The organism is Archangium sp. (genome assembly GCF_057119385.1).
Genome location: NZ_DBNGVP010000158.1, coordinates 64,503 through 77,834, shown reverse-complemented (window position 1 = coordinate 77,834; position 13,332 = coordinate 64,503). Strand labels below are relative to the sequence as shown.

The window sequence follows — 13,332 nt, the reverse complement described above, 5'->3', positions numbered from 1 at the left end:
ATCACCGGCCCACCTTGCGCAGCGCGGCCTTGGCGAGGTGCGCGTTGGGATTGAGCTCGAGCACCTTCAACAGCTTCTTGCGCGCCCCGGACGCGTCCTCCATCTCGCTGTCGATGATGGCCGAGATGATGAGCGCCCGCTCCAGGTACGGGTTGAGCGAGAGCGCCTTGCGCAGCACCTTCTGCGCCGCCTTCGCCCGGTCCTCCTTCGGCCCCGTGCCGGCCAGGAACGTGGCCCACGCCAGGTACGAGTAGTACTCGGGCTCCTGCGGGTTGAGCGTCACCGCCTCCTCGAAGTGGATGAGCGCCGAGCGGTACTGCTTGCGCTTCAGCGCCGCCTCCCCTCGCCGCAGGATGATCTCCGCGTCCACGTTCACCGTGGTGGAGCGGCCCACGTCCATGCGCGACATCAGGTACTGCAGGTACGCCTTGCGCTTCTCCTCCACCGACAGCACCCGGTACGCCGCCGACAGCTTCTCCTGCACCGACTCCAGCAGGTCCTTCATCTCCGAGGTGTCGAACTCGGCGTAGCTGTCCGGATGGAAGTGCGTGGCGAGCTCGTGGTAGGCGCGCTCCACCGCCTCGGTGTCCGCGGCGATGTCCAGCCCCAGGCAGCGGAAGTAGCTGCCGGTGATGATCTTCACCGCGCCGTCCCGCAAGCTCGTCTCCGTCTCCGGCGGCAGCGGCTTGCGCTTGCGCGGGGCGATGGACTCCGGCACCGCCACCACCTCGCCCGGGCCCGTCGCCACCGGCGTGGGCGAGAAGCTCACACAGCCCGCCACCTTGAGGAACCACAGCAGCGAGTACCCGCGCCGCAGATCTCCCCGCCCGTGCGCCAGCAGATCCCGCAACGGGATGCGCCCGTTCACCTGCATGGCGATCTTCAGATCGTCCGTGTTCAGCCCCAGCTCGGCCAGGTCCTTGCCGAACTCGGGCGTGCGCACCGGGTACTCCGACTGGTGCGCGCGCAGCGGAGCCGCCATCACCTTGAGCGGAATGGCACGCCGCGCCCCATCGAGGATCGGCGCCAGGGCCGGCGTCTCCACCGTGGCCACCTCGGCCTGGTACTCGTCACCCGGGTAGAAGGCGTAGCGGCCCTCGCGCATGCCGATGACCTGGGCCAACCGGTCCGTCGTGTAGTCGCGCAGCAGCTGCAGCAGGTCCTCTCCCGCCGCCTCCACCCCCGACTCCGCCAGCGCCGCGCCAATGCGCAGGCCCGAGCCCAGCGCCTGCACCACCCGCTCCGCCTGCGCCTCCGTCACCACCTGGCGCTGCAGCAGGTAGCTGGGCAGGGCGTCCTGCCGAGCGCTGGAGTCGTAGTTCACCGCGCCGCCCCGGGCGAAGAACACCCGCCGCGTCAGATCCCGGTACGCCACCACCAGCACGCCATCGCGCTGCATCCGGTGCAGCGACACCAGCAGTGCGGGCAGCGGGAAGCCCTTGAGATCGCCGCTGACCACCGCCGGACGCGAGAGCAGCGCCCGCACGCCCTTGAGGGGCGCCGCGGAATTCGCGGCCACGGTGGCCAGCGAGTGGAGCTTGCCCACCAGCTCGCCCGGCTTGAGAGGGTCCGCCACGTAGGCGTTCACCTTCAGGTCCAGCACCGAGGCCACCCCGCGCGCCCGGCCCAGGTGGCCCTTGTCGATGGCCACGATGGGCACTCGCGCGCCCTGGCTGTGGTTGCGGATGAGGTGGCCCACGTGCGACCCCTCCAGCCGCGGCAGGTCCACGGACACCACCACCATGTCCGGGTTGTCGGCGACGAAGTGCTCCATCGCCGAGCCGGGGTCACTCACCGCTCGCACGGTGTACCCGGCTTGAGACAACAACCCGGTCAGGTGCTCCAGAGTGGGCGGATGGCTCTCGGCCAGAAGAAGCGTCTTCAAGGGCCGCCGAGTGTACACATTCGGCCCGCTCGCATCAGGGGGAACCTTGCTCCCTCGCTCGCGCCTCCCTGCTTCCTCGTCCGGAAACCGCTTACCCGGTTGCCCAGGGAGAAGCCGGACGCTCCCGGAGTGAAAGAGTTCAGGGAGAGCACCTCGCGAACCGTCCATGTGCAGGAGTACGGGATCCTTGAAAGTGGTGCGGGGGCGTTCCCCCCCGTCGAGCCAGCAGGAGACCCGGGCGGGATTCCCCGCCGCGAGCCGCGTCTGCATGGAGCTGCCGTTGAACACGGACGGGACAGCCGTGCGGGAGGAGTGTAAGGACGCTTCCAGGGACCCATGATCGAGCTCCTCCTCCACAACCCGCTCCTGCTGCTGTTCGTCGTCGTCGGCATCGGCTACCCGCTGGGGCGCATCCGCGTGGCGGGCAGCTCGCTCGGCGTCGCCGCGGTGCTGTTCGTCGGCATCGGCATCGGCGCGCTGCACCCCGACCTCAAGCTGCCGGAGATCATCTACCTGCTCGGCCTGGTGCTCTTCGTCTACACCATCGGCCTGAGCAGCGGCCCGTCCTTCTTCCGCTCCTTCGGGCCGCGCGGGATGAAGTCCAACCTGCTCGTGCTGGGCATGCTGGCCCTGGGGCTCGGGCTCACGCTGGCCGCGCAGCGCCTGCTGGGGTTGCGGCCCACGCTCGCCGGAGGCCTGTTCGCGGGCTCGCTGACGAACACGCCCGCGCTCGCCGCCGAGCTCGAGTTCCTCAAGCTGCGCGCGCCCCACGACACGCAGGCCCTGGCGGATCCGGTGGTGGGCTACTCCATCTCCTATCCCCTGGGCGTCATCGGCGTGCTGCTGGCCATCGGCTTCACGCAGCGGCTGTGGAAGGTGGACTACCGGGCCGAGGCCGAGCGCACCCGCGAGCCCGGCGCCGCAAACCAGCCGCTCGAGACGCGGGTGGTGAAGGTCCTCCGCGCGACCGAGGAGCCCGTGGGCGTGCTCATGCAGCGCCTGGGTTGGGACGTGGTCTTCGGCCGGCACCAGCGCGGCGGCCAGTTGCACATCGCCGACCTCTCCACCCGGTTGCAGCCGGGGGACCTGGTCACGGTGGTGGGCCCCGCGCAGGAGCTGGACGAGGTCACCGCGGGGCTCGGCGAGGTGAGCCAGGAGCCGCTGGCGCATGACCGGAGCGTGCTCGACTACCGGCGCATCTTCGTCTCCAACCCGGAGGTGGTCGGACGGCGGCTGGCCGAGCTGGATCTCCCGGGGCGCTTCGGCGCGGTGGCCACCCGGCTGCGGCGCGGCGACGTGGACATGCTCGCCCAGGAGGACTCCGTGCTCGAGCCGGGCGATCGGCTCCGCGTGCTCACCCGGCGGGACAAGCTCGACGAGGTCAGCCATTTCCTCGGCGACTCGTACCGGGCCATCAGTGAGATCGACATCCTCAGCTTCAGCCTGGGGCTCGCCCTGGGGCTGCTGCTGGGCGCGGTGCCCATTCCCCTGCCCGGCGGCGTGGACCTGAAGCTGGGCTTCGCCGGTGGTCCGCTGGTGGTGGCGCTGGTGCTCGGCTGGCTGGGACGCACGGGCCGCTTCGTCTGGGGCCTGCCCTACAGCGCCAACCTCACCCTGCGGCAGGTGGGCCTGGTGATGTTCCTCGCCGGGGTGGGCACCCGCTCCGGCCATGCCTTCTTCTCCACGCTGACCCAGGGCGGAGGGCTCTCGCTGCTCGTCGCCGGTGGCCTCATCACCTTCACCGTCTCGCTGGCCACGCTCGTGCTCGGCCACAAGGTGCTCGGCATCCCCATGAGCGTGCTCACGGGCCTGCTCGGCGGCCTGCAGACCCAGCCCGCGGTGCTCGGCTTCGCGCTGGAGCAGACGAAGAACGACCTGCCCAACGTGGGCTATACCACCGTCTACCCGCTGGCCACGGTGTCGAAGATCATCCTCGCCCAGGTGCTGCTGGCCATGCTGCTGTGAGCCTCATCCCCAGCGGATGTCGTACTCGCTGTCGAGCGCGGACGTCTGGCGGCCCAGCACCTTCGGCCGGAGCACCTTCGTCTTCTCGAGCAGTTCCAGCAGCACGCCCTCGTGGAACGGATAGGGGATGAAGGTGTGCCTCACCGCGAAGCGGGCGTGCGCCGGAGCCACCCACGACAGCTCGTACATGCCGAAGCTCAACGCGATCCGGTACACCACGGGGAGGCAGTCCAGCAGGCGCCGTGCATCGCTCCCGTGCATCACCCCCACGGCCCTGCCCGCCGAGGACTCCCGGAAGTCCGCCGCCGCCCTCCGGCCGATGCGCCGCAGCGACTCCTCGATGTCCCCGTACTTCGCCGCCAGCAAGTGCACCGCGGTGGCGACCATCCGGAGATAGGTGGCGATGGGGTAGTTGAAGAGCTCCACGAAGGTCGTCTCGCCACTGGCCTGCAGACAGCGCCGCGCCGCCTCCGCGCCCCCCAGGTCCTCCATCGCCTTCAACAGGCCGATGCAGAACACGCCGCGCGCGGTGTCGGCCGGAGTCGCCAGGGAGATCCGCCGTGCGAAGTCACGCTCCCAGTGCTCCCGGGAGAAACGCGGTACGTCCACCTGGACCTCCTGGTTCATGTGTCGTCCCCCATGTGAGCAGCCGGCCGAGGTTTCCATGCACCCGTCACGAAGTCATGAAGCACCGATAAGCAAATCTTCAGGGATGCGACAGGGATTCCCGCTCAGAGCATGAGGAACATCAGCTCCTCGTCGACGTACGTGTCACCGATGCGCAACGCGCGCTTCTCCACACCGTAGGACTGGAAACCCAGGGCGCGGTAGAGGGCGCGCGCCGGAGCGTTGTCCACCATCACCTCGAGGTGGAGCTGCTCGACGCCCCCCATCTTCCTGCCGGCGTCGATCGCCGCCTCGAGCAGGCGCCTGCCGATGCCTCGGGACTGGTACTCGGGCGCGACGTACATGCCCCAGATACGGGCCTTGTGGGACGCCTTGCGGAAGGAGTCGCGCCGCAGCCCCGTCATGCCCACCAGCTTGTCGTCCACGAAGGCGCCGAGCACGAGGTTCGTCGAGGGAGACTGGCTGTCGAGCCGGGCCCGCACCACGTCGAGGGGGACGTTCTCCTCTTCCTCGGGGGAGGAGGCGAAGCAGCCGGGGTGCTCCCGCAGCGCCCGGAGCCGGAGGGACCAGAAGGGCGCCGCCTCCGCGGGGAGCAGCGTCCGGATGATCGGTTCGGTGGGAGGAGCCATACCGGGAGCCTGATGCGTCCGGGGGTGTGCCGTCTACTCCGGCGCGACCCCGCGCGACCCCGCGCGACGTCTGGGTGACTGGAGCATCCGAGCGGGGCCCCCGACTCCGGAGCCGCCCATGCCCTCCCCTTCCGCCTCGCGCACGAGCCTGACCCTCCTGTTGCTCCTCTGTACGTCCTTCGCGGCCCAGGCGGCGGAGGCCACCCCCGAGGCCTTCCTGGCCACGCACGACACGGAGGCGGTGAAGCTGAACCAGACGGCCATGGGCGTGCTGCTGGGTTGGGCAGTACTGAACATGGGGGCTGGGACGGCGGGACACTTCACCACCGAGGGCGAGCGGAAGGCCTTCTGGCAGGCCAACGCGGCCTGGAACGTGGTGAACCTGGCCATCGGGGGCTTCGGCCTGTACGGGCAGCTCACCGCCAGGCCGGAGACGTGGGACCTGGCGCGCAGCCTCGCCGAGGGGCAGAAGATGGAGAAGCTGCTGCTGCTCAACGCGGGCCTGGACGTGGGCTACGTGGCCTTCGGGGGCTTCCTGCTGGAGCGCGGGCTGCGCACGGACTCGGCGCAGTTGCGCGGATGGGGCAGGAGCCTGCTGCTGCAGGGCGGCTTCCTGCTCCTCTTCGACGCGGTGCTGTGGGGGCTCAACTGGCACCTGAACTCGCAGCTCACGGCGCGGCTGGTGCCCGCCCCGAGCGGCGTGGGACTCCTGCTGACGTGGCCTTGAGCGGCGCTTCGGCTAGGATGCGCGCCGCTTCTCATGTCCACCGCCCCCCAGATTCTCGTCGTGGCCGGCGAGGCGTCCGGTGACGCCCACGCCTCCGAGCTCGTCGCCGCCCTCAAGGCCCGCCGTCCGGACCTCACCTTCTTCGGCATGGGAGGCTCGCGTCTGGCCGCCCAGGGCGTGGAGCTGCTCTACGGTGCCCACGAGGTCAACGTCATGGGCATCACCGAGGTGCTGCCCAAGATTCCCCGCATCCTCCAGGTCATGGGCGGGCTGGCCCAGGCCGCCGCCGAGCGCCGCCCCGTCTGCGCCATCCTCGTGGACATCCCCGACTTCAACCTCCGGCTCGCCGCCCGCCTCAAGAAGCTCGGCATCCCCGTGGCCTACTACGTCTCGCCGATGATCTGGGCCTGGCGCCGCGGCCGGGTGAAGACGATCGCCAAGCTCGTGGACCGGATGCTCTGCATCCTCCCCTTCGAGGAGGACTTCTACCGGGAGGCCGGTGTCTCCGCTCGCTACGTGGGCAGCCCCGTGGTCGAGCAGGTGCCCTCCCCCGCCAGTGCCTCCTCCTTCCGCCAGAAGCTCGGCCTGCCCGTGGAGACGCCCACCCTCGCCCTGCTGCCGGGCAGCCGCATGAGCGAGATCCGCCGCATCCTCCCCAGCATGGTGGGCGCGGCGAAGCAACTCGTGGCCGAGCGTCCCGGACTCCAGGTCGTCGTGCCGGTGGCCCCCACCATTCCGCGCGAGGAGATCCTCTCCCGCTTCCAGGGCAGTGGCGTGCAGCCGGTGCTGGTGGAGGGCCGGGCCCCCGAGGTGGTGGGCGCCAGCGACGCGGCCATCGTCGCCTCGGGCACCGCGGCCCTGGAGGCCGGGCTCATGCAGCGGCCCATGGTGGTGGTGTACCGCGTCTCGCTCGTCACCTACCTCGTGGGCCGGATGATGCTGAAGGTGGCGCACGTGGCGCTCGTCAACCTGCTCGCCGGCCGCCGGGTGGTGCCCGAGCTGCTCCAGGGCGACATGACTCCCGAGCGCATCGCCAGCGAAATCCGCCGCTTGTGGGTGCCAGGCACACCACGCGAGGAGATGCTCCAGGGGCTGGAGGAGGTGCGCACGCGGCTCGGACAGCACGGGGCCGCCGCCCGCGCCGCCGAGTCGGTGATGGAGCTGCTCCCCCCGGCCCAAAAAGTCTAGGGGCGGACACCGCGCCGCTCTGCTATGTCCCGCCGCGCGATGAATCCAGCCCTGGTCTGCATCCCCACCTACAACGAGCGGGACAACCTCGAGCCCATCACCCGCGCGGTGCTCGCGGCCGATCCGCGTGTGGACATCCTCGTCGTCGACGACAACTCCCCGGATGGGACGGGGAAGCTCGCGGACGAGCTGGCGGCGAAGGAGCCGCGCATCCGCGTCCTGCATCGCGAGAAGAAGCAGGGCCTGGGGCGCGCCTACCTCCATGCCTTCCGCGTCGCGCTCGAGGCGGGCTACCAATACATCATCGAGATGGACGCGGACTTCAGCCATGACCCGCGCTATCTGCCCACCATGCTGGACATGGCGCAGGGGGGCGCGGACCTGGTGCTGGGCTCGCGCTACGTGAGCGGCGGCGGCACCGTCAACTGGGGCACCGGCCGGAAGATCATCAGCCGGGGTGGCTCGCTCTACGCGCGCACCATCCTCGGCGTGGACGTGAGGGACCTGACCGGCGGCTTCAAGTGCTTCAACCGCCGGGTGCTCGAGGGCATCGAGTTGGATCAGGTGCAGAGCACCGGCTACGCCTTCCAGATCGAGCTCACCTACCGCACCCTCAAGAAGGGCTTCACGGTGAGGGAGACGCCCATCATCTTCGAGGACCGCCGCGTCGGTCAGTCCAAGATGAGCCGGAAGATCTTCCTCGAGGCCCTCACGATGGTGTGGAAGCTGCGCCTCACGGTGTAGAGGGGCGCATGCTTTCCGAGCAGCTCTCCCTGTTCCTCGTGTCGCTCCCGGCGGTCCTCTTCGTGGTGGACCCGATCGGGGTGGTGCCCATCTTCCTGGCGATGACGTCGGGGGACTCGGAGGAGAAGATCCGCCGCACCGCGCGGCGCGCCTGTCTCGTGGCGTGCTCGCTGCTGATGTTCTTCGCCGTCTTCGGCGGGCTCATCTTCAAGGTGTTCGGCATCTCGCTGGGCGCCTTCCGGGTGGCCGGCGGCATCCTGCTGCTCATCACCGCGCTGGACATGCTGCGGGCGCGGCCCTCGGAGACGCGCACCACCCCGTCCGAGCGGGAGGAAGGTGAGTCCAAGGAGGACGTGGCGCTGGTGCCGCTGGCGATGCCGCTGCTGGCGGGGCCGGGCGCCATCGCCACCGCCATGGTGCTGATGGCCAAGGGCGGCGACAACCTGCTGTCCGCCGTGCCCGTGCTGGTGGCCATCGTGCTCACCTTCGTGACGAGCTACTTCGTGCTGCGCGCCGCCGGCTTCGTGCAGCGCGTGCTCAAGCAGTCCGGCGTGGCCATCCTCGAGCGCGTGATGGGCCTCATCCTCGCCGCCATCGCGGTGCAGTTCATTGCGGACGGCGGGAAGGACCTGCTCCGGTAGGCACGGGAGCAGGCCCGGACGGCTCAGATGCTGGAGGACACCCAGGCGCCGCCTTCGCTCTTCATCACCGCGCCCTTGGCCTCGCCGCCCAGCGACAGCTCGTCCGGGGCCGCGCGCTGCGCGTCGTAGATGTAGCCGCCCACGCGGGGCTGGAGGTAGAGCACCACCGCGTCCGTGGTGATGTTCTGCACCACCTTGTAGTTGGGACCGCCGCACGTGGGCTCGTCGCCCGCGAAGAGCCGCTCCAGCATGGCCTCCTCGGGCCGGCGCACGAAGACGAGCACCTGCGAGGGACCGTCGCGCCCGTCCGCCGCCAGTCCGGCCAGCAGCTCCTGGGGCGCCTGCTCGCGCATCAGCGTCTGGACCAGCTCGCACTTGGCGGCCTCCTCGTCCGGACGGATGAGGGAGGCTTTGGAGCGCATGCAGCCGGTGGCGGCGAGGGCGAGCAGAGCGGGCAGCACGAGTCGCTTCATCCGTCGGTTCTCCTTGGAGGTGCATCTCGAGGGTGCATCACAGCTTCCGCCACTGCGGCGGGAAGGGGGTGGAGGCCAGGGCCGGAGGCTCGATGGCCAGGATGTATTCGGCGCGCCGGTTGGCGGCCTCGTCCGTCTCGTCCTGCGTGGGCACGCGCGGGGACTGCTCGCCGAAGCCCTCGTAGAAGATGGGCAGCTTCAGGCCCCGCTTGCGCAGGTACGCGGCGATGCTCCGGGCCCGCTCGAGCGACAGCTTCCGGTTGGAGTCCGTGTCCCCCACCGTGTCCGTGTGCCCGAGGATGTAGAGGCGCAGCTCCGCGAAGCGGCCGTAGCGTGTCACCGCGTCGGCGATGAGCGTGTGGCTGGCGTCCAGCTTCCGCCGCTCCGCCGCCGGCACGTCCGCCTTGCCCGAGGCGAAGTTGATCTCCTCATGCGGGATGTCCACCCGCCACGGGAAGAGCTCCACGGACGTGTAGAACTCCGAGGTGTCGAAGGCCTTGAGCGAGATGCGCAGCACCTTTCCCTCCGCCTCCGGCCACGTCACCTCCAGCGGCCTGCCCGCGGGCGCGCCGTCGAAGGGAAGCTCGCCATCGAAGGCCGTCTTGCCGGTGTCCATCAGCACCGTCACCTGCGCGCGCGCCGCGGGCCGCGACAACGTGAAGCGCAGCTTGCGCCCCGGTACGTCCACGTCCTCCGGCACCACCGTCAGCTTCAGCGGCCCCAGCAGCTCAGTGTCGAAGGACAACGGAATCGAGGCCTCCTCGGCGTCCGGGAAGCGCACCACGAGCTCTCCCTCGTAGTGGAAGCGGCCCTCGGGCTGCTCCAGCGGAAGGGCTCGCGTCACGCCCGGCTTGCCTCCGCCCTTCACCCTCACCTGCTGCCCGTCACCGCGCTCGAGCTTCAACTCGAAGCCAGCGATGGGCTCCTCGATGTGCACCCGCAGCTCCGGCATCCCCTTGCCCACCGCGGCCTGGGGCTGGAGCGACACGCGCACCGCGTCCGCGAGCGCGCACAGGGGAGTCAGGGTGAGGCACAACAGCAGGAGACGGGCGTTCATGCGGGGTGGCGACCTCCGGGACAAGGCCAACCCTGGCCGGTGCGCGTGGCTCGTTGCAACGCGGACCCGGGTGGGAGCCCGGAGTAGTGTCCGGAACAGGCCCTTGGGCGGCGAGCATTCCACACAGGGGTGTGAATTGACGACCCTCACCCCAGCCCTCTCCCAGAGGGAGAGGGAGCATGCACGGGGAGGAGCCAGGGGAGCGTGGCACCCTCACCCCGTCCCTCTCCCGGGGGGAGAGGGGAAATGCTCGACTCAAGGGACTCCGATAAGAGTGATGCCCGCCTTGTCCGCTCCCCGGAAGAGCTCCGGCGCGTCCAACAGCACCGTCTTGCCCGCTTCCAGGGCCAGCACCTTCGCCCCCACCTCCTGCATGACCTCCAACGTGCGCGGGCCCACCGCCGGGAGATCGAACCGCAGGTCCTGCCCCGGCTTGCAGCGCTTCACCACCACCCCGCCCGCGCCACCGTACTTGCCGCCCCGGCGGATGGCCTCGTCCGTACCCTCCACCGCCTCCAGCGCCAGCACGTGCCCGTTGTGCACCACCACCGTCTGGCCCACGTCCGCCTGGCCGAGCAGCGTGGCCACCTCCCGCCCCAGCGTCACGTCCTTCTCCTGCGCCGCGTTCAGCCGTGGCCCCGCCAGGTGGCCCTCGGGGCACAACGCCTGCGCCAGCCAGTCCGTGGGCGCCACGATGGTGATGCCGTGCGACTCGAAGTAGTCCGCCACCGCGCGCAGCAGGGCGTCATCCCGGAAGCTGCGCAGGCGAGAGATGATGCGCACCGCGCCCAGGTCCGGCCGGGCCTCCGTCAACGCCCTCACCCGGCCGATGCCCCCGGCCATCGCCGCCCGCTTCACCCCTCCCTTGCGGAAGGCGCGGACGATCCGGTCCAACTGACCCAGCTTCACCCACGTCAGCTCGGCGACCTCCCCCTCGAGCGAGGGATCCGCCTCGCCCCGGTGGGCCACCGCCACGACCTCCAGCCCCTGCTCCCGGGCGGCGCTCGCGAACAGGAAGGGCAACCGGCCGTTGCCCGCGATGAGGCCGATGCGCTCCACGTCAGCGCGTCAGCCCGCGCTTGCTCTGGCTGACGAAGTCCACCAGGTAGTCGATCTCCGGCTGGCCGCCCATCTCCGCCTTCAATTGGGCCAACGCCTCCGCCAGCTGCAGCTTCGAGCGGAAGAGGATCTTGTAGGCCTCCTTGATGCGGCCGATCTGCTCCTCGCTGAAGCCGTGCCGCTGCAGGCCCACCACGTTGAGGCCGGCCAGCTCCGCCCGGTCTCCCTGCGCCGTGCAGTACGGAGCCACGTCCATCACCACCATGGAGCCGCCCGCGATGAACGCGTGCTTGCCCAGCCGGGTGAACTGGTGCACCGCGGACAGGCCTCCGAGGATGACGGCGTCCTCCAGCACCACATGGCCGGCGAGCGCCACGCTGTTGGCGATGATGCAGCCATTGCCCACCACGCAGTCGTGGGCCACGTGGCTGTAGGCCATGAAGAGATTGTTGTGGCCCACCCGCGTCACCCCGCCCCCACCGGCCGTGCCGATGTTGAGCGTGGTGGACTCCCTCAGGGTGTTGCCGTCCCCGATGATGAGCTGGGTGTCCTCGCCCGCGTACTTCAAGTCCTGCGGGGCCCCGCCCACCGCGGCGAACGGGAAGATGCGGTTGCGCGCGCCAATCGTCGTGCGTCCCTCGATGACGACGTGGGGACCCACCCGCGATCCCTCGCCGATCGTCACCTTCTCGCCGATGACGGAATAGGGACCCACCTCCACCGTCTCGTGGAGGCGAGCACCGGGGTGGACCACCGCAGTGGGGTGAACCTGCGCCATGGTGTCTCCTCCTTACCCTCTCAGGACGCCTCGGCCGTGGAGCCGCCGCCGCCCGTGTCCTTGTTCTTGTCCACCACCGTGGCCAGGAACTCGCCCTCGGCCACCTTCACGCCATCCACCGTGGCCGTGCCCTTCGTCTTCCAGATGGCACCCTTGTGGCGGATGACCTCGATGTTCAGCTGAAGCCTGTCGCCCGGCACCACCGGCTTGCGGAAGCGCGCCCCGTCCACCCCCATGAGGTACGTCACCATGTTCTTGGGGTCCATGTTCTCGGTCTTGTACGCGAGAATGGCCGTGGCCTGCGCCAACGCCTCCAGGATGAGCACTCCCGGCATCACCGGGTGCCCCGGGAAATGGCCGTTGAAGAACTCCTCGTTCATGGTGACGTTCTTGAACGCCACCAGCTTCTGGCCGGGGACGATCTCCACCACCCGGTCCACCAGGAGGAACGGATAACGGTGCGGCAGCAACTGCTGGATCTCCTGGATGTCCATCATCCGGCCTTCTCCTTCTTCTCGAGCGTCTCGACCCTGCGGCGCAGGGTACGCACTTCCTTGAGCAGGTCGCTGATCTGCCCGAGAGCGGCCGACATGCGCAACCATTCCCTGTGGGGGACGGCCGGGCTGCCACTCACCACCTGCCCGTCCTCCACGTCGTGGGCCACGCCGGACTGGGCGCCCACCTTGGCCATGTCCCCCACGCGGATGTGGCCCACCACCCCCACCTGCCCCGCCAGCACCACGCCCATGCCCAGCTCCGCCGAGCCGGACACGCCCGCCTGCGCGCAGATGAGCGACAGCGGGCCCACCTTCACGTTGTGGGCGATCTGCACCAGGTTGTCGAGCTTCGAGCCCCGGCCGATGACCGTTTCACCGATCGTCGCCCGATCGATGGTGGTGCAGGCTCCCACCTCCACGTCGTCCTCGATGCGGACGATGCCGGACTGGGGCACCTTGTAGTGCTCCGGGCCATTCTCCCCCTCGGGGTTGAAGGCGAAGCCGAAGCCGTCCGCGCCCACCACGCACGAGGCATGGAGGATGACGCGCGCGCCCACCTGGCAGTGCTCGCGCACGGTGACGTTGGGGTAGAGCAGGCTGTCCTCGCCAATGCCCGCGCCCTCGCCCACGTAGACACCGGGGAAGAGCACGGCGCGAGCGCCCACCGTGGCGCCCTTGTCCACCGTGGCGCCCGCCATCACCGTGGCCTCCGGGTGCACACGCGCCTCGGGGTGCACGTGCGCCCCGGGCCGCACTCCGGCCACGTAGGTGGGCCTCGGATGGAAGAGGCTGGAGATCTTCGCGAAGGCCAGGTGCGGATTGGCCACCCGCACCAGCGACACGCCCTCGCGAGGCTCGGCGTCCAACGTCACCAGCACGGCCGAGGCCTTCGTGGCCTCGAACTGCTTGCGGTAGCGCGGATTGCCGTAGAAGGAGAGCTCGCCCGGAGCCGCCTCGGCGAGTCCGTTGAGCCCGGTAATCAAGAGGCCGGCATCTCCGAGGAGCTCGCCGCCCACATGGGTGGCGAGCTCACCGAGCCGGCGGGGGGTGGTGGCGTGCACG

The 13,332-nt window shown here is 69.9% G+C and carries 14 protein-coding genes; 5 read left to right on the top strand and 9 right to left on the bottom strand.

Annotation, left to right across the window (positions count from 1 at the left end):
* Position 1: 1 nt before the first annotated feature.
* Positions 2-1,885, bottom strand: coding sequence for a DUF4388 domain-containing protein (locus AC16DP_RS38620; RefSeq protein ID WP_329728359.1), 1,884 nt, complete (start codon positions 1,883-1,885; stop codon positions 2-4).
* A 336-nt stretch (positions 1,886-2,221) separates the two neighbouring features.
* Between AC16DP_RS38620 and AC16DP_RS38615 the strand changes: the two genes are divergently transcribed.
* A complete protein-coding gene (locus AC16DP_RS38615; RefSeq protein WP_329728360.1) occupies positions 2,222-3,850 on the top strand; it encodes an aspartate:alanine exchanger family transporter in 1,629 nt (542 codons plus the stop codon).
* A 3-nt stretch (positions 3,851-3,853) separates the two neighbouring features.
* Here AC16DP_RS38615 and AC16DP_RS38610 read toward each other — a convergent pair whose 3' ends face one another.
* Positions 3,854-4,477, bottom strand: a complete 624-nt coding sequence (locus tag AC16DP_RS38610; RefSeq protein WP_329728361.1) for a TIGR02265 family protein — start codon at positions 4,475-4,477, stop codon at positions 3,854-3,856.
* A 104-nt stretch (positions 4,478-4,581) separates the two neighbouring features.
* On the bottom strand, positions 4,582-5,106 hold the full coding sequence (locus AC16DP_RS38605) for a GNAT family N-acetyltransferase (protein WP_329728362.1): 525 nt from the start codon (positions 5,104-5,106) through the stop codon (positions 4,582-4,584).
* Positions 5,107-5,224: 118 nt separating this feature from the next.
* On the opposite strand from AC16DP_RS38605, the gene AC16DP_RS38600 reads away from it, so the two are divergent.
* From AC16DP_RS38600 to AC16DP_RS38585, 4 genes are read left to right on the top strand one after another with little or no spacing between them, the layout of a single operon-like run.
* Positions 5,225-5,833: a DUF6992 family protein gene (locus AC16DP_RS38600; RefSeq protein ID WP_329728363.1), complete on the top strand. Its 609-nt coding sequence runs from the start codon at positions 5,225-5,227 to the stop codon at positions 5,831-5,833.
* A gap of 33 nt (positions 5,834-5,866) precedes the next feature.
* Positions 5,867-7,021, top strand: coding sequence for a lipid-A-disaccharide synthase (gene lpxB / locus AC16DP_RS38595; protein WP_329728364.1), 1,155 nt, complete (start codon positions 5,867-5,869; stop codon positions 7,019-7,021).
* 39 nt (positions 7,022-7,060) lie between these two features.
* Positions 7,061-7,765: a polyprenol monophosphomannose synthase gene (locus tag AC16DP_RS38590; RefSeq protein WP_329728365.1), complete on the top strand. Its 705-nt coding sequence runs from the start codon at positions 7,061-7,063 to the stop codon at positions 7,763-7,765.
* Between the two features lie 8 nt (positions 7,766-7,773).
* Entirely contained in the window at positions 7,774-8,406 is a 633-nt protein-coding gene (locus tag AC16DP_RS38585; RefSeq protein WP_329728366.1) for a MarC family protein, read from the top strand.
* A gap of 23 nt (positions 8,407-8,429) precedes the next feature.
* Here the strand turns inward: AC16DP_RS38585 and AC16DP_RS38580 are convergent, their stop codons facing one another.
* The 6 genes from AC16DP_RS38580 to lpxD all read right to left on the bottom strand — a co-directional run bounded on the left by AC16DP_RS38580 (position 8,430) and on the right by lpxD (position 13,331).
* The gene (locus AC16DP_RS38580; protein ID WP_329728367.1) at positions 8,430-8,879 is read right to left on the bottom strand and encodes a hypothetical protein; all 450 of its coding nucleotides are present in this window, start codon (positions 8,877-8,879) and stop codon (positions 8,430-8,432) included.
* Positions 8,880-8,916: 37 nt separating this feature from the next.
* On the bottom strand, positions 8,917-9,936 hold the full coding sequence (locus AC16DP_RS38575) for an OmpA family protein (protein ID WP_329728368.1): 1,020 nt from the start codon (positions 9,934-9,936) through the stop codon (positions 8,917-8,919).
* Between the two features lie 255 nt (positions 9,937-10,191).
* On the bottom strand, positions 10,192-10,995 hold the full coding sequence (locus tag AC16DP_RS38570; protein WP_329728369.1) for an LpxI family protein: 804 nt from the start codon (positions 10,993-10,995) through the stop codon (positions 10,192-10,194).
* Position 10,996: 1 nt separating this feature from the next.
* Positions 10,997-11,773 carry an acyl-ACP--UDP-N-acetylglucosamine O-acyltransferase gene (lpxA, locus tag AC16DP_RS38565; protein WP_329728370.1) on the bottom strand — a complete coding sequence of 259 codons (777 nt, stop codon included), beginning with the start codon at positions 11,771-11,773 and terminating at the stop codon, positions 10,997-10,999.
* 20 nt (positions 11,774-11,793) lie between these two features.
* Positions 11,794-12,267 (bottom strand): 3-hydroxyacyl-ACP dehydratase FabZ, encoded by a 474-nt coding sequence (fabZ, locus tag AC16DP_RS38560; RefSeq protein WP_329728441.1) that lies wholly within the window; start codon positions 12,265-12,267, stop codon positions 11,794-11,796.
* Positions 12,267-13,331, bottom strand: a complete 1,065-nt coding sequence (lpxD, locus tag AC16DP_RS38555) for a UDP-3-O-(3-hydroxymyristoyl)glucosamine N-acyltransferase (protein ID WP_329728371.1) — start codon at positions 13,329-13,331, stop codon at positions 12,267-12,269. The genes fabZ and lpxD overlap by 1 nt, the downstream gene beginning before the upstream one ends.
* Between the last annotated feature and the right edge of the window lies 1 nt (position 13,332).